The sequence below is a fragment of the Bilifractor porci genome (genome assembly GCF_009696005.1).
GTDB lineage: Bacteria > Bacillota > Clostridia > Lachnospirales > Lachnospiraceae > Bilifractor > Bilifractor porci.
The window spans coordinates 183924-205169 of record NZ_VUMV01000004.1 but is presented as its reverse complement, the minus strand read 5'-3'; the positions used below and the strand labels follow the sequence as shown (position 1 = coordinate 205169).

Sequence of the window (21246 nt, the reverse complement as noted above, 5' to 3'; positions counted from 1 at the left end):
TCTTTATATGGGGCTGAAGCTGGGCGAGATGCGGGGATCAGATCCGGAATCATGTGAGAACTCCGGAATCAGAAGAGCCGGAGGCATACACGCCCATCCGGCTCCGAAGATGATTCCAGTTGATTGAATAAAATAAATGCTCAGTACTTTCCGTATTTATCCAGCGTTTCGAACATGGCGTCCAGATTTTCCTCCTTAGCGTTTTCCAGACAGCCGTCAAAATCGAAAATATAGCCGCCTCCGGGCATGCAGTCTTCCAGAAGCTGACGGGTCATGCGGATCACGGTTTCTTTTTTGCCAAACTCCAGCTGGGAGATCGGGAGATTGCCGCTGATGCATGCGGTTCCGCCCAGAATACGTTTGGCTTCCTTCATGTCCACGTTTTCAAAATGGTACAGGACCTTCCCCTTCGGAACATCCGTCAGATGTTCCAGACGGGAATTGTATTTGCCTTCACAGTAAATAAAGGGCGTAACATCCATATCAATTAAGGCAAGCATAATCTTTTTCAGCGGTTTCCAGTACAGACGCTCAAACTGTTCATCGTTCATAAAGCCGTCCATTGCCTTGTGTAGCGGGAAAAAGACTCTCTTTACCGGGAGATCCGCATAGCGGAAATACTGCAGCGCCTGAATCTGCTGATCTGCAAACATGTCACAAGCCTGCTCCATGTATTCCTGCATATCCTCGTCAATCAGATCTTCAAATATTCCCATGGTGCCTCGGAAGTAGTCGCCGAGAATGTCATACGGTGCTTCGGATGCACCGGTAAACATGACCGGGAGGCCGATCTCCGCAAGCATAGGGGCAAATTTCGCGGATGCAGCCGCCGCCTCGCCGTCAGCAGCGGCTATTTTTCCCAGAAGCTGATAGGCCTCCAGCGCAGCTGGGCTGTAGAAGGGGGCGAGAATGCTGGTCGAGAGGACAATGGTGGGAATGGCCTGCAGGCCGGACAGCCCCTGCAGCTTAGGAAATGCCCTGGGAATGTATTTCCGGATCATGAAGCCGGTAAAGTCCCCCAGCATTTCCGGGTATTCTTCCTGCGCCATAAATTCCCGCTCAATCACCTGGTGCGAACTGTAATCCGAAACCTTTGTTCCGGGCTTTCCGGGCCAGTCAATCATCTGGGAGTCCGCCAGCTCGTTGGCCTTTCCGCTGGTAAAAGAAATTCCGGTACAGGCATCCAGCATCGGGTGCTTCTGATAAAAGCGGATGGCAGCCTGGCCGGCCTTGTCGAAGTCATAGTACAGATCCCGGTAGCTGGAGCCCTCTGCCCGCTGCGCGTAGGACGAGAAAAAAGGCGCGAGAGGAACCCGGTCGGTAGGCTTCAGAGCGATTGCGCTGTTGATGCGGTCTATCTTTTCCTGATAGGTTTTTCTGATTTGTTCATCCATTTTCTTTACCTCCTTGGGAATGCTACAGGATGACGCGTTCTGAATAAAATGATTTCATGCTTCTCCCACTCAAAATTATTGTATAATCAGTATCATAATCGAAATAGAAAAGGTTTGACAGCCACCTTTGCGTGATAAATAGAGTGCGAATTGCTTCAAAGTGTAGCACGTCGGGGAAAAAGGAGAAAATCTTGAAAATTACCATGGAAATGCTTCTTGCGGCATGGAAAAGGCGGGAAGCGGAAGGAACAGCGGAGACGAAGATACTGCGGGAAAACTGTGCCGTTCCGGGCATGGAAATCCGGCATCTGCGTCTGTTCCGGGCGGAGAATAGGAAAAACGGGCAGCCTTCGCTGCATACCCTGTTTCTGGTCCGGGAAGAGGATCTGCCCTGCTTTTTGGACAAAACGGACGGAAAAGACCATGCATTCTTTATCCTGACCGGAGGACGCGGAGGGGCAGAAAGCGGAAAGGCAGACCCAGAGGAGACAGGTCTGCCAGATGCAGGGCAGAATTACGCGGTGCTTCAGAACTCCCGGGATCTTGCAGGACTCCTGGAGGAAGCGCAGGAGATTTTTATCCAGCTTCTGTCCTGGGACAGAAAAATGGCGGAAGGAATCTACCGGGCGGAAAACGAGACGTCTTTTCTTGCCCTCGGCAGGGAGTTCCTCTTTGAGAATTATGCGATTATTGATTTTGATATGAATGTCATGTACGCGACGGAGGCATACAGCCGGGCACATCCGTTGAAGAACGGCAGGCTGGATACGGAGACCTTTCAGATGCTGATCACGCACAGGAAATTTCATGAGGTGGCTTCTCTTACAGCCCCGTTTTACTATCTGATTGATGAAGTGGATGTCCTTTGTTACTGCGTCAATATCTTTGTGGATCAGCAGTACATCGCCCGGCTGGTCATGGAGCTTCCGGCGGGCATGGAAAAATTGTCTCCGGGTACGGAAGAACTGTTTTCCGCGTACGCCGGCTACGTGCAGGACATGTTCCGGTACGGGAAACTGGTTCCCAGAAAACATCAGAACGACCAGCTGCACAATCTGTGCAGACAGATGCTGCAGGGGGAAGCGCCGGACAGGGATTCGGTGGAAAAAACAATCGCAAAATACGGATGGAAGATGACGGATGAATATCTGGTCGTGGTCATCCGTTTTTTCCCGGAAAAAGGGTGGGATGTGCAGCTGAAAACCACGCTGCCGTACCTCACCGTGCAGCTGGAACAGCAGTGGATCGGCTCCTGTGCGGTCCGCTCCGAATCGGAAATCATGCTGATCCTGAACTGCGGAATCGGTTTGAAAGACGCCGCTGCCGACGGCAGGGACACAGGGGCGGCCTACCGGAGCCTGCTGCAGAGGATGGCTTACTTTGTCCGGGACAATGTCTGCCAGGCAGGGGTCAGTCCTGTTTTCCGCAGCTTTGCGGAGCTGGAGCAGGGAGCGCTTGCCGCGCGCGAGGCGCTTCGTATCGGTATGGTGCAGAGTCCGCAGCTCTGGTATCATCTGTTTGATGAGATCCGGCTTCCCTACTTTCTGCAGCGGATCCAGGGAGGGCTTCCGGAATCCATGCTTGTCCATCCTGCGGTTTGTGCTCTGGAAAAGTATGACAGGGCACATGGAACAGAGTTGTCCGGAACACTTAAAGCTTTTCTGGAAAGCAGTATGAACATGACCAGGGCGGCGGAAAATCTATATATTCACAGGACTACTTTCTGCCGTCGCATGGATCACATCCGGAAACTGACCGGTCTGGAACTGGAAGATCCGGACACGGTTCTCACCCTGCAGCTTTCCTACCGGATCCGGAAAAACGTAAATAGACAATGAACAGAAGATTATTTGGAGGAATATCTTGCAGAATTTTATTTTCAGCCTGAATGCTACACTTCCCATTTTTTTTGTCATGATGCTGGGGTATTTTTTTCGGAGAACCGGGGTGATCAGCGAGTCGCTGGCAGCGGGAATGAATTCCTTTGTATTTAAAATTGCACTTCCGGTTAATCTGTTTGCTGAGCTCTATCCGGTGGACTTTTTTACCGTCTGGGACACATCCTTTGTCCTGTTCTGCTTTTTTGCTACGCTCGCCTGCGTCGGCATTGCGCTTCTTCTTTCCTTCTTCCTCTGTCCCGCTGAGGACAGGGGAGAATTTGTCCAGGCGTCCTACCGGAGCAGTGCGTCCCTGCTGGGTATGGCTTATATTGAAAATATTTACGGAAGCGCGGGCACAGGCGCATCTGCGGCCATGGGATCCCTGATGATGCTGGGAGCTGTCCCGCTCTATAATGTCTGCGCGGTACTGGTTCTGTCTTTATCGGGGGGAGCCCAGGACCGTCTGGATCGGGCACGGCTGAAAAAGGCTCTCATCGGGATCGTTACAAATCCGATCATTCTGGGAATCCTGGCCGGCTTTGTCTGGTCGGTTCTGAAAATTCCGATGCCGGAGATGTTCGGGAAAACCTTCTCCTATATCGGAAGACTTGCCAGCCCCATGGGCCTGCTTGCTATGGGAGCAAGCCTGAATTTTACGGCCTTTTCCGAAAAGGTGCGTCCGGTGCTGTTTGCCACATTCCTCAAGCTGGTCGGCTTTGCCGCTCTGGGTCTTCCGGTGGCTGCCGCGCTGGGATTCCGGCAGGAGAAACTGGTGGCAGTTCTTATTATGCTGGGCTCCGCGTCCACTGTGGCCGGCTATGTGATGGCAAAAAATATGGGGCACAAAGGAGTCGTATCTTCCGGAACAGTCATGCTGACAACGCTTCTTTCTTCTCTTACCCTGACATTCTGGCTCTTTTTGCTGCGAAGCAGGGGACTGATCTGACGCGGATCTCTGTTTTTTCTTGTACAAAGTTCTGGTTTTGAGTAAAAAAATGACTAATAGTCAATTCTGTGGATTGCTATTCGGCTGGATTGTGCAATGATATAGACAACTGATTAAAAAAATGCCATGCAGATGCCGGCTTTTCCGGAACCGGGAAAATTCTTTGCCTGTCAGTGTCCGGCTCCCCGGTTTCATACAATGTCCGTATGGCAGAGAGACAGTCTGTCTAACAGGAGGTGGCGATGTCGGACATTATGAAAATGGACTTGTCGCATGCTCTTATGGAGCTGCTTAAAACCAAACGTCTGGAACAGATAACCATCAAAGAACTGACTCAGACCGCAAACTGCAGCCGTATGAGTTTTTATTATCATTTCAGGTCACTGAATGATCTTGTGGAATACACGTTTCTGAGACTTGGAGATCAGATTATCGCGCAGGGAAATAAGAACGATTCCTACAAGATAAAAATGAAACTGCTTATGACACACGCGCAGGAATATAAAGAAATTATTTTTAATGTTTATGATTCCACGGGGCGGGCGCAGGTGGAAAAATTTCTCTACCAGGTGACGACGCATTACATAGAGGAAATGATCGACAGGCAGGATCAGAGCAAAAACATGGACTCAAAAAAGAAGAAGCAGATAATTGATTTCTACAAGTACAGCTGTGTCGGACCGCTTTTGGATTGGGTAGAGTCCGGCATGCCGGACGATTTTCAGGAGACCATCGACCTGCTGTCCCGCATTATTCTGAAAACACTGCCGGGCGCCTTTGAGGCGGTTGCAGAAATCGGTTAAAAGGCTGTCAGCCGGGAGGATAGATGTGAAAAACATGAATCTGATACAGACAGATATGCAGGGATACTCGGAGATGTGCCGGAAAAATGATTGTATACCGGAGGGGGATTATCAGAAATACGAGGTAAAAAGAGGCCTTCGTGACCTGTCCGGACAAGGTGTGGTTGCCGGACTGACGAATATCTCCAAAATCGTTGCCTTTCGTGACGGGAAGCCCTGCGATGGGGAGCTTTGGTACAGAGGCTATAAAATTGAGGAGCTGGTTCACAGATACGTGAATAATCTTTACGGATACGAGAACCTTACATATTTGCTTTTGTTTGGAGAACTGCCGGAGGAAGCGGAAGCGGGCAAGTTTATTTCGATTCTGGAAGAGGCGAGAGAGCTCCCGACCAATTTTACCAGGGATGTCATCATGAAGGCGCCCACCAGGGATATTATGAACTCCATGACAAGAAGCATTCTTACACTGGCTTCCTATGATGAAAAAAGCCAGAATACAGATCTGGAAAACGTGCTCCGGCAGTGCCTGCAGCTGATTGCCGTCTTTCCCATGCTTGCCATTTACGGTTATCATGCTTATAACCATTATGAAAATCTGCAGAGTATGTATATTCACAGGCCGGATCCAGAGGCATCCACTGCGGGGAACATACTCCGGCTGCTCCGGCCGGATTCCCGGTATACGGAGGTGGAGGCCAAGGCGCTGGATGCCGCACTGATGCTTCATATGGAGCACGGCGGTGGAAACAACTCTACCTTTACCACGCGGGTGGTAACATCCTCCGGTTCAGATACCTATGCGACAATCGCGGCGGCCATGTCCTCCCTCAAGGGTCCGCGGCACGGCGGAGCCAATATTAAAGTCATGGAAATGATGGACGATCTTCGGGAAAAGGTCAGAGATCAACAGGATGATGATGAAATCCGCAGTTATTTGGAGAAAATTCTGGATAAAAAGGAGTTTGACCGCAAAGGACTGATATACGGCATGGGACATGCAGTGTATTCGCTGTCGGATCCCAGAGAACGTCTGTTTAAAAAATATGTTCAGCTGCTGGCAAAGGCGAAGGGGAGGGAGGAAGACCTTGAGCTTTATATGCGGGTGGAGAAGCTGGCACCGGAGGCTATCAGAGACCGCTTTCGGATTTATAAGGGCGTGAGCCCGAATGTGGATTTCTACAGCGGTTTTGTCTACGATATGCTTGGAATTCCGAGAGAGCTTTATACACCTATTTTCGCGGTTGCGAGAGTTGCCGGCTGGAGTGCACACCGGATCGAGGAAATCGTAGGGCAGGGAAAAATCATCCGGCCGGCCTACCGTAGTATCATGGAAGAGCGGCAGGGCTCAGGAGATCAGACCCGGGAAGGCTGATCTGTCTCTTGCAATTCTCTGTGTTTGGGGTTATGATGAGCTGGTAAATTTGATAGGAGATCTTCGTGGGCGGGGTGCGATTCCCCACTGGCGGTAAATCGGTAGACCGATAAGTCCGCGACCTGCCTTATGGCAGCTGAACCGGTGAGAGTCCGGTACCAACAGTAAAGTCTGGATGAAAGAAGATGGCAGCCGTGTTATTTCTGCTGATACCGCCCGGATCACTATGATCCGGGCGTTTTATAATTTCAGGCCGGAAATAATAACTTGAAAAGATCTCCGGAAAGGGAGAAAAATGGAAGCAGTAACAACAAACGAAAGGGTAACAGAAAGAAAAGCATCAAGGACAGGAAGGAACGCCGGGATTCACTACATAGCAGTGACCGGAGTGCTGACGGCAGTGGCGGTCATTCTGCAGCTGCTTGAGATTCCGGTGCCGTTTATGCCGACATTTATCAAATTCGATTTCTCGGATCTTCCGGCCATTCTGGGGGCTTTCTCCATGGGACCGGTCTGCGGAATCCTGATCGAGTTTCTGAAAAATCTGATTCATGTCCTGTTTTCCGGAAGCTTTGGAGTGGGAGAACTCTCCAATTTCATGCTGGGAGCGGTTTTTGCGGGAGTCGCGGGCTTTATTTACAAATTCCGCAAGACAAAAAAGACGGCGATTGCGGCATCTGTCGCCGGTGCAGCCGCCATGGCGCTTATCTCGCTTCCGTCCAATTTCTTTATTGTATATCCGGTGTACTATAATTTTATGCCGGAGGAAACCATTCTGGCGGCTTATCAGGCCATTATCCCTTCTATGAAGAGTGTTCTCCAGAGCCTGATCTGTTTCAATTTGCCATTTACCTTTCTGAAGGGTATGATTGATGTAGTGGTTTGTTTCCTGATTTACAAGCCGCTGTCACCGATCCTGAAAGGCAGAAGATAAAAAGACAGAACATCAAGAGGCAGAAGTAAATGGCAAAAATAGATAAAATCGAACAGCTGACAAAAAATCATTACCTCAGCATGTATCATCTTCACGGAGTCAATTCCAAGGGGCACGAGAGCGACTACATGATCGCTTCCAGATCGCCGGATGCAGACGGGCTGAAAATCCGGACCAGGAAGGACAGCGCGGACGGGGTTGTGATTTACAGCCTCTACGGGGAAAAGCGGGACAGGGTAGTCCTGATCCGCCAGTACCGTTATCCGGTGGACGATTTTGTCTATGAGCTTCCGGCCGGGCTGGTGGAAAACGGAGAGGATTTTCACACTGCGGCCGCGAGGGAGCTGCATGAGGAGACAGGTCTTACCTTTACCCCCATCCATGCGCCGGAGGAATTTGAACACCCGCGCTTTACTTCTGTCGGAATGACGGATGAGGCTTGCGGCACGGTGTACGGTTACGCGGACGGAAAGATCAGTGACCGTTTTATGGAAGAGGCGGAGGAGATACAGGTGGTTCTGGCCGACAGGGCGGAGGTCCGGAGAATCCTGAGAGAAGAGCGGGTGGCACTGATCTGTGCCTATCATATGATGCATTTTCTGTCCGATCCGGATCCGTTTGCCTTTCTGGGCGTTTCGCATTAGTGTATTGCCAAAGGCCGGCTGGTTATGTATAATAGGAACAGTTTCAGAAAACGCGGATCAAACCACAGGAGGGTTTAGAGATGAAACATATTAAGACATTAAACACCAAAAATCTGCAGAATACTCTGAAAAAAGGCGGCTGCGGCGAGTGCCAGACTTCCTGCCAGTCTGCATGCAAGACTTCCTGCACGGTCGGAAACCAGACCTGCGAGCATTCCAAATAAAAGGTCTGTCCCGCGGGCGGGACATTGCTGCAGATAAAGTTTCGGCGGTCAGCTGTCCGTATAAGCATGGTGCGGCTTAAACCGGAACGCGGCAGATAAGCAGATCAAGATAGTAGAAAGAACAGGAGGTGTTCCTGCATCCCGGAAGGGACGTGGGGCACCCCCTTTTGATGTCAGAGGAACATTGGAGAACAGAATGATACATCTTTATAAAAACAACGGATATAATCTCTGCCTGGATGTGAACAGCGGCTCTGTCCATGTGGTGGATGAGCTTGTCTATGACGTACTGCAGGAACTGGCAGACGGAAAGAATGGGGATGCCGCGGCAGCGGCTCTCTCCGGAAAATACGAGGCAGAGGATATCAGGGAGGCGCTGGAGGAGTGCGGAGAACTCCGGGAGCAGGGAATGCTGTTTACGGAGGATATTTACAGGGATTCCATCGACAGATTTAAGGATCGGCCGACGGTCGTAAAGGCGCTCTGCCTGCACATCGCCCATGACTGCAACCTCGCGTGCCGGTACTGCTTTGCCGAAGAAGGGGAGTATCACGGCCGTCGTGCCCTGATGTCCTACGAGGTGGGAAAGCAGGCGCTGGATTTCTTGATTGAAAATTCCGGAAACCGCAGAAATCTGGAGGTGGATTTTTTCGGTGGGGAACCGACGATGAACTGGCAGGTCGTAAAGGACCTGGTCCGGTACGGAAGGGAACAGGAGAAACAATACGGCAAGAATTTCCGCTTTACCTTAACGACGAACGGGGTTCTTCTGAATGATGAGATTATGGAATTCTGCAACCGGGAGATGGGGAATGTCGTCCTCAGCATTGACGGGCGTCCGGAGGTGCACAACCGGATGCGGCCGTTCCGGAACGGAAAGGGCAGCTATGACCTGATTGTTCCCAAATACCAGAAGTTTGCAGAGAGCCGCCATCAGGACAAATATTATGTCCGGGGAACCTTTACGCACTATAATCTGGATTTCGCGAAGGATGTCCTGCATCTGGCTGATCTGGGCTTTAAGCAGATTTCCATCGAACCCGTGGTGGCTCCTCCGACCGAGGACTATGCGATCCGGGAGGAGGATCTTCCGGTAATCTGCGAGCAGTACGATATTCTGGCAAAAGAAATGGTCAAACGGGAGAAAGAGGGGAGAGGCTTTAATTTCTTCCATTTTATGATTGATCTCACCGGAGGCCCCTGTGTATACAAACGCCTCTCCGGGTGCGGGTCGGGAGGGGAATATCTGGCGGTTACTCCCTGGGGCGATCTGTATCCCTGCCATCAGTTTGTCGGAAACGAGAAGTTTCTTCTGGGCAATGTAAAAGACGGCGTTATCCGAAAAGATCTGGTGGAGGAGTTCAAAGAAGTCAATGTGTATTCCAAGCCGGAGTGCTCGCAGTGCTTCGCGAGATTCTACTGCAGCGGCGGCTGCGCGGCAAACTCCTATAATTTCACAGGCAGCGTTAACGATGTGTATCAGATCGGCTGCGTGATGCAGAGAAAGAGGGTGGAGTGCGCGCTGATGATCAAGGCGGCTCTTGCAAAGGAACAGCCGGAATTTACTGCTGAGAGCTGCGAAACCTGTGCGGAGTGTGAATGAATACCGGCGGGCATTCCCATCTGGACGAACAGACGCTGAAATGCTATGATTAAAAATGCGGTTTTGCCGCGGAAAAACTGAAAAAATGTAACGAGGACAAGAGAACGATGATGAAGAAAAAACAGAGCATTGCGGTTCTCCTTATCATGCTCGTGGTGACGGTACTTCTGGGGTACACTGTCGTCGCAGGGTGGGGGAGCAAGCACACGGGTTCCATGAAAAACATCCGGACCGGACTGGATCTTTCCGGAGGTGTCAGCATCACCTACGAGGCCACGGATTCCAATCCCAGCCAGGAGGATATGGACGACACGATCTACAAACTGCAGCAGCGTGTGCAGCAGTACAGTACGGAGGCAAATGTCTATCAGCAGGGGCTGAACCGTATCAACGTAGAAATTCCCGGTGTGACGGACGCCAATGAAATCCTTCAGGATCTGGGAAAGCCCGGTTCTCTTCAATTTGAGGACTCGGACGGAAATGTGGTGCTGGAAGGAACCGACATCGCGGACGCGCAGGGAGTTGCCTACAATGATCAGCAGACCGGCTCTCATAAATATGTGGTAGAGCTGACCATGACTACCGACGGGGCAAAAAAGTTCCAGGAGGCCACGGCAGCTAACGTGGGAAAGGCAATCTCCATAGTCTATGACGGAGAGGTGATCAGCTCTCCGACGGTTCAGCAGGAGATCTCCGGCGGAACCGCGCAGATCACGGGCATGAGCAGCATTGACGAGGCAAAACAGCTGGCCTCCTTCATCCGTATCGGATCTCTGTCCCTGGAACTGAATGAGATTTACTCCAATGTCGTCGGGGCGTCCCTGGGACAAGAAGCGCTTCATACGGCGCTGATCGCGGGAATGATCGGTGTACTGCTCGTCATTCTCTTTATGATCTGTGTGTACCGGATCTCAGGACTTGTCGCCGGGTGGGCGCTGATTCTTTTCACCTTCCTGGATCTGGGCTTCCTGAACGCGTTTGACATCACCCTTACCCTTCCGGGCGTCGCCGGTGTCATTCTTACCATAGGAATGGCGGTAGATGCGAATGTCATTATCTATGCCCGTGTGCGGGAAGAGCTCTCGGCAGGAAAATCCCTGCACAACGCGCTGAAGGGAGGATTCCACAAGGCCTTCTCGGCGATCTTTGACGGCAATATCACGACACTGATTGCGGCCGCTGTCCTCTATGTTCTGGGCACGGGAAGCGTGCGTGGATTTGCGGAGACGCTGGCAATCGGAGTTGTTCTGTCCATGTTCACCTGCCTGGCTGTATCCAGATGGATCAGCTACGCCTTCTATGGAATCGGCGTGCGGAGCCTGAAGCTCTATGGCACAATCAGACAGCGGAAGAACATTAATTTTGTCGGAAAACGCGCGGTAACGCTGACCATCGCGCTGATTATGATTCTTTCTGTTCCCGCGGGGATGCTTTTTTATAAACAGAGCAAAGGCTCTGTCATGAATTTCAGCCTTGACTTTGTGGGCGGAACCGCGACAACGGTAGATTTCGGCGAGGATATGACGCTGGCGGACCTGGACAGTAAGGTTAAGCCGGTCGTCACAGAGGCCACTGGGACTACGGATATCCAATTCCAGAAGATTACAGGTTCGACGCAGGTAGTTATTAAGACCAGCGAGCTGGATCTGGACAAGAGAAATGCGCTGGACAGCGCTCTTGCGGAGAATTTTTCCGGTGTGGAGGAAAGTGCGATAACTGCGGAAAATATTTCGTCCACAATCAGCGGTGAGATGCGTTCCAATGCCATTCTGGCTGTTGTGATCTCTGTTATCTGCATGCTGTTTTATATCTTTGTCCGGTTCCGGGATTTCCGGTTTGCCTCCAGCGCCGTACTTGCCCTGGTGCATGACATCTGTGTGGTGATTGCCTACTATGTATGGTTCCGGGCGTCTGTCGGCAGTACTTTTATTGCGGTTATGCTGACCATTCTGGGATATTCGATCAATGCGACGATTGTCATCTTTGACCGTATCCGGGAGAACCTTCCGATGATGAAGGGGGAGAGCAGCCTGGCGGAGATCGTAAACGCTTCGATTACGCAGACGCTTACCCGAAGCCTGTATTCCAACCTGACGACATTCATCACGATTTTTGTCTTGTATCTCTATGGTGTACCTTCTATCCGGGAATTTGCGCTGCCGATTATGATCGGCCTGGCTGCCGGATGCTTCAGTTCCGTCTTTGTCACGGGTCCGCTCTGGTATCTCATGAAAACCCGGATCGGGAAAAACCGCGTGAAAGATGTTATGGGTCTTTCGGCTTCGGCGGGGAAAACGGAAGGATCCGAACCGGAGGCCTCCGCAGAGAAGCCGGCCGCGCCGGGACAGGGAAAGAACCGGTATGTCAAGAAAGACAGGAGCGAGCTTTCCAGTACAAAGCGGAAGAAAAACAGATATCACTGATCACAGCATGAGGCTGTCACTCGATGTGAAAGGGAACATCCGGTTCCCGCGCGCAGGAGGGTGGCAGCCTCTTCTGGCAGTACAGGCAGGATTCGGGAGAGGAGCTTCCGCAGGCCTGGCTGCCGCGCGGCAGCAAGGAACAGAAAGAGAAAACGATGAATGAAGAACGCTGGATGGTAGCGGCAAAAAAAGCGGATTTCAGGAAAATTGCCGGACAGTTTCACATTGACCAGGTGACGGCGCGGCTGATCCGCAACAGAGATGTGATCGGGGAGGAGGCCGTCGAAAAATATCTCCACGGGGGAAGGGAGGATCTTTACCCGCCGGAAGCGATGAAAAATCTTCCGGAAGCGGCGGCACTGCTGAAGCAGGCTGTGCAGGAGGAAACCCGGATCAGGATTATCGGGGATTATGATATTGACGGCATCATGTCCTCCTGCATCCTGCTGAAAGCCCTGCGCGGCCTGGGAGCCCGCGTGGATGTGAGGATTCCGGAGAGGCTGCGGGACGGCTACGGGCTGAATGAGAACCTTGTCCGGCAGGCGGCGGCGGACGGCATCGAGCTTCTGCTTACCTGCGACAACGGCATAGCGGCGGCGGATCAGATTGCCCTGGCATACCGGCTGGGCATGAGGGCTGTCGTGACCGATCACCACGAAATTCCCTTCCGCGTGGACGGGGACGGAAAACGGGAGTACATCCTTCCGCCGGCGGAGGCAGTCATTGATCCGAAGAGGAAAGATGAAACCTACCCGTTTCCGGGGCTCTGCGGGGCGGCCGTCGCCTGGAAGCTGGTGGACTTCCTGTACCGTCTCTGCGGCAGGGGAGACGCGGCTTTCGGGGAATTTATCGAGTATGTGGCGATTGCCACGGTTGGCGACGTCATGGAGCTGAAGGATGAAAACCGAATCTTGGTCCGGGAAGGACTCCGGGCGCTTCATCGCACACAGAAGCCCGGTCTTCTGGAGCTGATTCTCCAGAACCAGCTGGAACCGGAGAATCTGGACGTCTATCACATCGGCTTTATCCTGGGTCCCTGCCTGAATGCCAGCGGAAGGCTGGATACGGCGGCGCGCGCCCTGCGCCTGATGATGGCCGGAACGCGGCAGGAGGCGGCTCCTCTGGCACAGGAGCTGATCGAGCTGAATGCCAGCCGGAAGGAAATGACGGTGAAGGGAGAAGAAGAGGCCGTCCACATGGTGGAGGAATCCGATCTGGTTCATGACCGGGTTCTTGTGGTATTTATGCCGGACTGCCACGAGAGTCTGGCGGGGATTATAGCCGGCAGGCTGAAGGAGCATTTTTACCGCCCTTCTTTCGTGCTTACCCGGACAGCGGACGGGGTGAAGGGATCCGGGCGCTCCATTGAGGCGTACTCCATGTATGAGGAGCTCTGCCGATGCTCCGACCTGCTGACAAAATTCGGCGGCCATCCGATGGCGGCCGGGATCTCTCTTCCGGAGGAAAATGTGGGACTCCTGCGCGAGAGGCTGAACCGGCTGTGTACGCTGACACAGACCGATCTCACACCGAAGATCGTCGCGGACATGGCCATGCCGTTTTCCTATGTCAGTCCGTCGCTGATCCGGGAGATGGATCTGCTGAAGCCCTTCGGAAACGGTAACCCCAAGCCGCTGTTTGCGCAGCGGGATCTGCGGCCCTGCAGTCCGCGGGTCTTCGGCAAGAACAGGAACGTGGTAAAGCTGCAGATGGCAGACGCGGGGGGACGGAGGTTCGACGCGGTCTATTTCGGGGATGGAGAGGAATTTGTCTCCTACTGCCGGACGCACCCGGCCCTTTCCGTCCTGTACGCTCCCTCCATTGACACTTATATGGGAAGAAATACCTTGCAGATGACCATACGCTCCTATCGTTGATTATGAAAAAAAAAGATGCTATACTCATAAAATCCTGACATTATCCGTACTTGATACGCGATGTTTCAGGCCTTGCACACAGACAGGTGCAGAAATTCCCAGAGACTGAAGGAGATAAGAAATGAAAAAACTGGAGGATTATGTAATCAGTATCCCGGATTTTCCGAAACCGGGCATTATTTTCCGTGATATTACCGGTATTCTTGAGGACGCGGACGGGCTGAAGCTTGCCATAGATTCCCTGCAGAAGGAGCTGGAGGGTCTGGACTTTGACGTCATTGCGGGAACCGAGTCCCGCGGCTTCATTTTCGGAATGCCGCTGGCCTATAATCTTCACAAGCCCTTTGTACCCATCCGTAAAAAGGGAAAACTGCCCAGGGAGGTCGTGCGGCAGAGCTACGACCTGGAGTACGGAAGCGCTACCATAGAGATGCACAAGGACGCGCTGAAGCCGGGGCAGAAGGTTGTCCTGGTAGACGACCTGATTGCCACGGGCGGGACGATCGAGGCCGCGGCAAAGCTGGTCGAGCAGCTTGGCGGTGAGGTAGTCAAGATGCTCTTTGTTATGGAACTTGCCGGACTGAAGGGCCGGGAGAGACTTTCCCGGTATGATATTTCTTCCGCCATCGTATACGAGGGCAAGTAAGACGGACAGACAGGAAGAGGATGTTGCACATGGAAGACGCAGCGAAAAAAAGAGAACTGGAAGATGAAAAACTGAAGAAGGAAATTGCTGAAGTCGATGCCAGTCTGCGTACCATGGATGACTTTGTCGCGCCGGAGGAGCTCTATCAGGAGCTCCTGCGAAGCGTGCGGAAATACCATCCCTCTACCAATCTCGATGTGATCGGAAAAGCATATCAGACTGCCAGAAAGGCTCACGGGGAACAGAAAAGAAAATCCGGAGAGCCTTATATTATACATCCTCTCTGCGTGGCAATCATCCTGGCGGAGCTGGAGCTGGATAAGGAGAGTATCGCCGCCGGCCTCCTGCACGATGTCCTGGAAGATACGGTCATGACTAAGGAGGAGCTGACGGCGGAATTCGGCGCGGAGATCGCGGAAATCGTAGACGGCGTCACCAAGCTGGGACAGCTGAATTACTCCAAGGATAAAATTGAGGAAGAGGCGGAGAATCTCCGGAAGATGTTCCTGGCCATGGCCAAGGATATCCGTGTCATTCTTGTCAAGCTGGCGGACCGGCTTCACAACATGCGGACCCTGAAATATATGCCGGAGAACAAGCAGAAGGAAAAGGCCAGAGAGACCATCGATATTTATTCCCCGATCGCCCAGAGGCTTGGTATCACCAAAATCAAAAACGAGCTGGACGACCTCTCTCTGAAATACCTGAAGCCGGAAGCCTACTACGACCTGGTCCATCAGATCAATCAGAAGAAATCGGAGAGAGAGGCGTTTGTCGGCCGCATTGTCGCGGATGTGAAAAAACACATTGACGACGCGGGGATCGAGGCGCAGATCAGCGGAAGGGCCAAGCACTTTTTCAGCATCTACAAGAAGATGGTCAACCAGGACAAGACGCTGGACCAGATCTACGATCTGTTTGCGGTCCGAATCATCGTGGAGACGGTGAAAGACTGCTACGCGGCGCTGGGCGTGATCCACGAGATGTATACGCCGATACCGGGGCGTTTTAAGGACTATATCGCCATGCCCAAGCCGAATATGTACCAGTCCCTTCACACGACGCTGATCGGTCCGGAGGGGAAGCCGTTTGAAATCCAGATCCGGACTTTCGAGATGCACCGGGTTGCGGAATTCGGTATCGCCGCGCACTGGAAATACAAGGAGGCTTCTGACGGAAAAACACCGGAGACGGAAAAGAAACAGGAAGAGGAAAAGCTGAACTGGCTTCGCGAAATTCTGGAGTGGCAGCAGGACATGTCTGACAACAAGGAGTTTATGAGCCTGCTGAAAAGTGACCTGAACCTGTTCAACGAGAATGTCTACTGTTTTTCTCCCGCCGGAGATGTAAAGACGCTTCCTGCCGGTTCCTGTACCATTGATTTTGCCTACGCGATTCACTCCGCCGTGGGGAATAAAATGGTGGGAGCCAGGGTCAACGGAAAGCTGGTGCCTATTGAGACCGAGCTTCACAACGGGGACCGGGTGGAGATCATCACTTCCCAGAATTCACGGGGTCCCAGCAGGGACTGGCTGAAGGTCGTCAAGAGCACACAGGCCAAAAACCGGATCAACCGCTGGTTCCGCCAGGAGAAAAAGGAAGACAACATCATCAAGGGCAAGGAGATGCTTGCCGGCTATGCCCACATGAAGGGGAAAAATATCGGCGAGCTGACCAGGCCGGAGTACACCTCCAAGGTCATGAACAAATACGGGTTCCAGGACTGGGATTCGGTTCTGGCCGCGATCGGGCACGGAGGCCTGAAGGAAGGCCAGGTGCTGAACAAACTCCTGGAGGTCTGGGAGAAGGATCAGAAGGCCCACCTCACAGACCAGGATGTTCTGGGGAACGCGGAGCAGCGCACCGGAGACACGCAGAAAGCTGCCGAGCACAGAGGAGGAATTACGGTCCGGGGCATTCATGATGTCGCCGTTCGTTTCTCGAAATGCTGCAGCCCGATTCCGGGCGATGAAATTGTGGGATTTGTCACCAGGGGAAGGGGAATAACCATTCACCGCACAGACTGTATCAATATTATCTCCCTCCCGGAGAGTGAGAGGAGCAGGCTGATTGAGGCGGAGTGGGCGCCGGAGCAGGAGGAGGACACTTCTTATCCGGTAACCATCAATATTTACGCAGACAACCGGACCGGGCTGCTGGTGGATATTTCCAAGATTTTTACCGAGAGAAAAATAGACGTGACATCCATGAATGTCCGTACCAGCAGGCAGGGGGCCGCCACGATCGAGATGGGCTTTTCGGTTCACTGCAGGGAAGAGCTGAAGGAGCTGCTGAATAAGATCCGGCAGGTCAGAGATGTCAACGAAGTAGAACGTTCCAAGGGGTAGATGGATATGAAGGCAAAGCTGCAGAGCCTGGTTCTCGGACCGGTGATGACCAATGTATATTTTCTGGAAAATCCGGAGACAAAGGAGCTGATCCTGATTGATCCGGCAGACGCCGCGGACAGGATTTCCCGGAAAATTTCGGACATGGAAGGAAAACCGGTGGCTGTCCTTCTGACACACGGGCATTTTGACCATATTCTTGCCTTGGATGAGGTCAGGAAAAAGTACGCGGTTCCGGTCTATTCGGAAGAAGAGGAGGAGGCTGTCCTGGAAAATCCGGAGTGGAATCTTTCCGGCTGGCAGGGGCTTTCTGTCTCCGCAAAGGCGGACCGGCTCCTGAAGGACGGGGATGTGCTGCGCCTTGCGGGGATGGAGATTCAGGTGCTGCACACGCCGGGACATACCAGGGGGAGCTGCTGCTACTATATTCCGGATCAGAAGATGGCCTTTACCGGGGACACGCTTTTCTGCGAGTCATACGGAAGGACGGATTTTCCCACGTCAAGCTCGGCGGCCATCCAGTCCAGTGTGCGGCGTCTGCTGAAGGAGCTTCCGGCGGATACCGACGTTTTTCCGGGTCATGATTCGTTTACCCGCATCGAAGAGGAAAGGAAGTATAATCCCCTTGCAGTATAAATTCGGTCTGTGTCTGAATGAGCGGAAATTTGAATATGATATCTATTCCTTGCTGAAGGCTTTTTTTCCGGAGGCGGAAATCACAATCTGGTATGAGGATCAGAAAAAACCGGAGGATATGCCGGATGCGGAATTCCATATTTCGTATCAGGGCACGTCCGTCGGTTTTACTTTTGGAAGGACAGCTTCCGGAGCTTGGGACAGCGCTCTCCCTCAGGCGCCATGGTCTGCGGTCGTGCTTCTGGACGACCCGGCGGATCGTATTTCCTGTAAAAATCAGGTGAAGCAGCTGGTTTACAAATCGCTGCGGCAGATGACGGGAAGGGATCTTCCGTGGGGAGATCTGACCGGGATCCGACCCACAAAGATTTTTTCGCGTCTTCTGGAAGAGGGAAAGACGGAAGGAGAAATCCTTGCGCAGACGGAGAAAACGTATTTTATCAGTAAAAAAAAGGCTGCCCTTGCCTTGGAAACCGCTGAACGGGAAAGACGGATTCTGGCGGGCATGGAGGCGGAAAACGGCTACAGCCTGTATGTGGGGATCCCATTTTGTCCCTCGATCTGTCTGTACTGTTCCTTCGGCTCTCACCCGATGAACCGGTTCGGCGGAATGGTTCAGGAATATCTGGAGGCACTTTTTCGAGAATTGCGTTTTATTTCCGGGATGATGAAGGGAAGACGTCTCGATACCGTCTATGTCGGCGGTGGAACGCCGACATCTCTTACGCCGGATCAGTTAAGACAGCTGCTGTCTGTCCTGCAGGAACAGTTTCCGATGGAGACGGTAAGGGAATTTACCGTGGAAGCGGGGCGGCCCGATACCATCACGGAGGAAAAACTGGAGGTTCTCCGGGAATTTCCGGTGAGCAGAATATCCGTGAATCCGCAGACGATGAACCAGAAGACGCTGGATCTGATCGGAAGAAGACATACTGTGGAGGAAACGGAAGAAAAATTCCGTCTTGCACGCAGCATGGGCTTTTCCAATATCAATATGGATCTGATAGTAGGGCTTCCCGGCGAGGGGCAGCCGGAGGTGGAGCGGACACTTTCCCGAATCCGGAGCCTGGAGCCGGACAGCCTTACGGTTCATGCCCTTGCCCTGAAGCGGGCGGCCAGGCTGAATCTTTTCCGGGAGGAATATGTTCCGGTTTCTTTTGAGGCATCGGATGCCATCATGGATCGGACGGCGGACTGCGCAGGAGATATGGGAATGCATCCGTACTACCTGTACAGACAGAAAAATATGGCCGGAAATTTTGAAAACGTGGGCTACGCAAAGGCAGGGAAGGAAGGAATCTACAACATCCTGATTATGGAAGAAAAGCAGACCATCATGGCTGCCGGGAGCGGGGCCTCCACGAAGTTTGTCTTTCATGGGGGCAGGCGTATTGAGCGGGTGGAAAATGTGAAGGATCTCGGAAATTACATCGGCAGGCTGGATGAGATGCTTCAGAGAAAGCGGGAGGAAGCAGAGAAGGTAAGGATGGAAATCCGTCGGGAAAAGCTATGACGAAAAAGAAGAAAACAGAGAGAAAAAAAGACTCCGGAAAAAAGAATGCACACAAAAGGAAAAAGCAGGCAGAACCGGAAGCGGCAGGCAGAAGACAGAAAAGGTACCGGAATAACCGCCACCTTCTGATCTTTTCCGTGGAGGCTCAGCTGGAGCATGGGAAGCAGGTCAGCAACCTTGCCTACGAGGTGGCGAAGGAGCTGAAGCTTCCGGAAGAAAAGTGCGAAAATCTGGCGGTCGCGGGATTTCTGCATGATATCGGAAAGGCGGAGCTGAACCAGGCATTTCAGCAGGAGGATCCGCTTGTTGTGGAGGAGATGAATTCTGTCCGCATGCACCCCATGAAGGGTTATGAGATTTTGAAACGCCACGGGTTTGACGAGGAAATCTGCGAGGATGTGCTGTTTCACCATGAGAATTACGACGGAAGCGGCTACCCGGACAATCTGGCTGGTCCGAACATCCCTGTCGGGGCTTGCATTCTGAGGGTTTGTGATGTATTCTGTGCATTGGTTTCCGACCGGGCCTATCGAAAGGCCTACAGCCCGGAAAAGGCTATGGAGCTGATGACGGAAGATATGAAGGATTTCGACCTCAGAGTTTTTCTGGCTTTTCAGAGGGTGATGCATCAGAGCGAGGACGGGAGCCTGAAGCTTCCGGAGGTGTCGGAAAACGTGAAAGGAGTCTGGAAATCATTATGACATTGACAAAAAAGCCTGTCACAGGCATGAAGGATATCCTGCCCAGGGAAATGCAGATCAGGGAATATGTGCAGCAGCTGATCCGCACCACGTATCAGGGGTTCGGCTTTCTGTCCATGGAAACGCCCTGCGTGGAACATATTGAAAACCTGAACAGCAAGCAGGGGGGAGAAAACGAGAAGCTGATTTTCAAGATTATGAAGCGCGGAGAGAAGCTTAAAATCAACGAAAACAGCACAGAGGCGGATCTGGCCGACAGCGGTCTGCGCTATGACCTGACGCTTCCGCTCTCCCGCTATTACGCTAATAACGCCGCTTCGCTTCCCAGCCCGTTCAAGGCGCTGCAGATGGGGAATGTCTGGCGCGCGGACCGTCCGCAGAGAGGGCGTTTCCGTCAGTTCATGCAGTGTGATATTGATATTCTGGGAGAGGCCTCCAATCTGGCGGAGATCGAGCTGATCCTTGCCACCACCACGCTTCTGGGGAAGCTGGATTTCCATAACTTTACCATACGGATCAACGACCGCCGGATTCTCAAGGCAGTCGCGGCATACTGCGGCTTTCCGGAGGATTCCTGGGACGAGGTCTTCATTGTCTTGGACAAGATGGATAAGATCGGTCTGGACGGTGTGGCAGAGGAACTGGAGAAAGAGGGATTTTCCAAAGAGGCCGTGGAAAAATGCCAAGACCTGTTCCTTACGGTGACGCCGGACACAGACGGCGTGCGCATGGTCAGGGAAAAGCTGGACGGATTTCTGGATCCTGCCTATGCGGACGGGCTGATTACCATTATGAACAGCGTGGATGCCGTGAAGACGGCGGATTTCAAAATCTCCTTTGATCTGACGCTGGTCCGGGGAATGTCCTATTATACGGGGCCTATTTTCGAGATTTCCATGGACGAGTACGGCGGATCTGTCGGCGGCGGCGGCCGCTATGACGGCATGGTAGGCAAATTTACCGGACAGTCCACACCCGCGTGCGGATTTTCCATCGGGTTTGAGCGGATCGTCATGCTCCTTCTGGAAAGAGATTTCCAGATTCCGGACGCGGCGGCGCGGAAAGCCTATCTTCTGGAGAAAAAGCTTCCCGACGAAAAAATCCGCCAGGTCATCGACCAGGCCATGGAAGAGCGCGGCAGAGGGATGATTGTCAATCTTCTGGTCATGAAAAAGAACCGGAAGTTCCAGAAGGAACAGCTGGAGGCCGAGGGCTACACGGAAATTGTTGATGTATTTGCCCGCTGAGTAAGCGCCTGAGACGTCAGAACATCAGTCAGGGCTGTCAGAATAAAAGAAG

At 52.6% G+C, this 21246-nt stretch carries 17 protein-coding genes and 1 riboswitch; of the genes, 16 read left to right on the top strand and 1 reads right to left on the bottom strand.

Features of this window, described 5'->3' with window-relative positions; all coding sequences use genetic code 11:
- Positions 1-140: 140 nt before the first annotated feature.
- The gene (locus tag FYJ60_RS07430) at positions 141-1394 is read right to left on the bottom strand and encodes a uroporphyrinogen decarboxylase family protein (protein WP_154458031.1); all 1254 of its coding nucleotides are present in this window, start codon (positions 1392-1394) and stop codon (positions 141-143) included.
- Between the two features lie 191 nt (positions 1395-1585).
- On the opposite strand from FYJ60_RS07430, the gene FYJ60_RS07425 reads away from it, so the two are divergent.
- The 16 genes from FYJ60_RS07425 to hisS all read left to right on the top strand — a co-directional run bounded on the left by FYJ60_RS07425 (position 1586) and on the right by hisS (position 21194).
- Positions 1586-3232: a PucR family transcriptional regulator gene (locus FYJ60_RS07425; RefSeq protein ID WP_154458030.1), complete on the top strand. Its 1647-nt coding sequence runs from the start codon at positions 1586-1588 to the stop codon at positions 3230-3232.
- 25 nt (positions 3233-3257) lie between these two features.
- Complete coding sequence (locus FYJ60_RS07420; RefSeq protein WP_154458029.1) at positions 3258-4220, top strand: AEC family transporter; 963 nt, start codon at positions 3258-3260, stop codon at positions 4218-4220.
- A gap of 242 nt (positions 4221-4462) precedes the next feature.
- The gene (locus tag FYJ60_RS07415; protein WP_154458028.1) at positions 4463-5023 is read left to right on the top strand and encodes a TetR/AcrR family transcriptional regulator; all 561 of its coding nucleotides are present in this window, start codon (positions 4463-4465) and stop codon (positions 5021-5023) included.
- A gap of 34 nt (positions 5024-5057) precedes the next feature.
- Positions 5058-6398 (top strand): citrate/2-methylcitrate synthase, encoded by a 1341-nt coding sequence (locus FYJ60_RS07410; RefSeq protein WP_154458100.1) that lies wholly within the window; start codon positions 5058-5060, stop codon positions 6396-6398.
- 55 nt (positions 6399-6453) lie between these two features.
- Positions 6454-6589: riboswitch (FMN riboswitch) on the top strand.
- 104 nt (positions 6590-6693) lie between these two features.
- On the top strand, positions 6694-7332 hold the full coding sequence (locus FYJ60_RS07405) for an ECF transporter S component (protein WP_154458027.1): 639 nt from the start codon (positions 6694-6696) through the stop codon (positions 7330-7332).
- 29 nt (positions 7333-7361) lie between these two features.
- The gene (locus tag FYJ60_RS07400; RefSeq protein WP_154458026.1) at positions 7362-7976 is read left to right on the top strand and encodes an NUDIX hydrolase; all 615 of its coding nucleotides are present in this window, start codon (positions 7362-7364) and stop codon (positions 7974-7976) included.
- An 80-nt stretch (positions 7977-8056) separates the two neighbouring features.
- A complete protein-coding gene (scfA, locus tag FYJ60_RS07395; protein WP_154458025.1) occupies positions 8057-8200 on the top strand; it encodes a six-cysteine ranthipeptide SCIFF in 144 nt (47 codons plus the stop codon).
- Positions 8201-8396: 196 nt separating this feature from the next.
- The gene (gene scfB, locus FYJ60_RS07390; protein ID WP_154458024.1) at positions 8397-9803 is read left to right on the top strand and encodes a thioether cross-link-forming SCIFF peptide maturase; all 1407 of its coding nucleotides are present in this window, start codon (positions 8397-8399) and stop codon (positions 9801-9803) included.
- 110 nt (positions 9804-9913) lie between these two features.
- A complete protein-coding gene (gene secD / locus FYJ60_RS07385; protein ID WP_154458099.1) occupies positions 9914-12226 on the top strand; it encodes a protein translocase subunit SecD in 2313 nt (770 codons plus the stop codon).
- A 155-nt stretch (positions 12227-12381) separates the two neighbouring features.
- The gene (gene recJ, locus FYJ60_RS07380; RefSeq protein WP_154458023.1) at positions 12382-14103 is read left to right on the top strand and encodes a single-stranded-DNA-specific exonuclease RecJ; all 1722 of its coding nucleotides are present in this window, start codon (positions 12382-12384) and stop codon (positions 14101-14103) included.
- Between the two features lie 121 nt (positions 14104-14224).
- Positions 14225-14749, top strand: coding sequence for an adenine phosphoribosyltransferase (locus FYJ60_RS07375; protein ID WP_154458022.1), 525 nt, complete (start codon positions 14225-14227; stop codon positions 14747-14749).
- A gap of 20 nt (positions 14750-14769) precedes the next feature.
- The gene (locus FYJ60_RS07370) at positions 14770-17097 is read left to right on the top strand and encodes a RelA/SpoT family protein (protein WP_154458021.1); all 2328 of its coding nucleotides are present in this window, start codon (positions 14770-14772) and stop codon (positions 17095-17097) included.
- Positions 17098-17103: 6 nt separating this feature from the next.
- Positions 17104-17733 (top strand): MBL fold metallo-hydrolase, encoded by a 630-nt coding sequence (locus FYJ60_RS07365; protein WP_154458020.1) that lies wholly within the window; start codon positions 17104-17106, stop codon positions 17731-17733.
- Positions 17723-19246: a coproporphyrinogen dehydrogenase HemZ gene (hemZ, locus tag FYJ60_RS07360; protein ID WP_330579144.1), complete on the top strand. Its 1524-nt coding sequence runs from the start codon at positions 17723-17725 to the stop codon at positions 19244-19246. Before FYJ60_RS07365 ends, hemZ begins: the two co-directional genes overlap by 11 nt.
- Positions 19243-19947 (top strand): HD-GYP domain-containing protein, encoded by a 705-nt coding sequence (locus tag FYJ60_RS07355; protein ID WP_154458018.1) that lies wholly within the window; start codon positions 19243-19245, stop codon positions 19945-19947. Before hemZ ends, FYJ60_RS07355 begins: the two co-directional genes overlap by 4 nt.
- Positions 19944-21194 (top strand): histidine--tRNA ligase, encoded by a 1251-nt coding sequence (hisS, locus tag FYJ60_RS07350; protein ID WP_154458017.1) that lies wholly within the window; start codon positions 19944-19946, stop codon positions 21192-21194. The genes FYJ60_RS07355 and hisS overlap by 4 nt, the downstream gene beginning before the upstream one ends.
- Positions 21195-21246 lie beyond the last annotated feature (52 nt).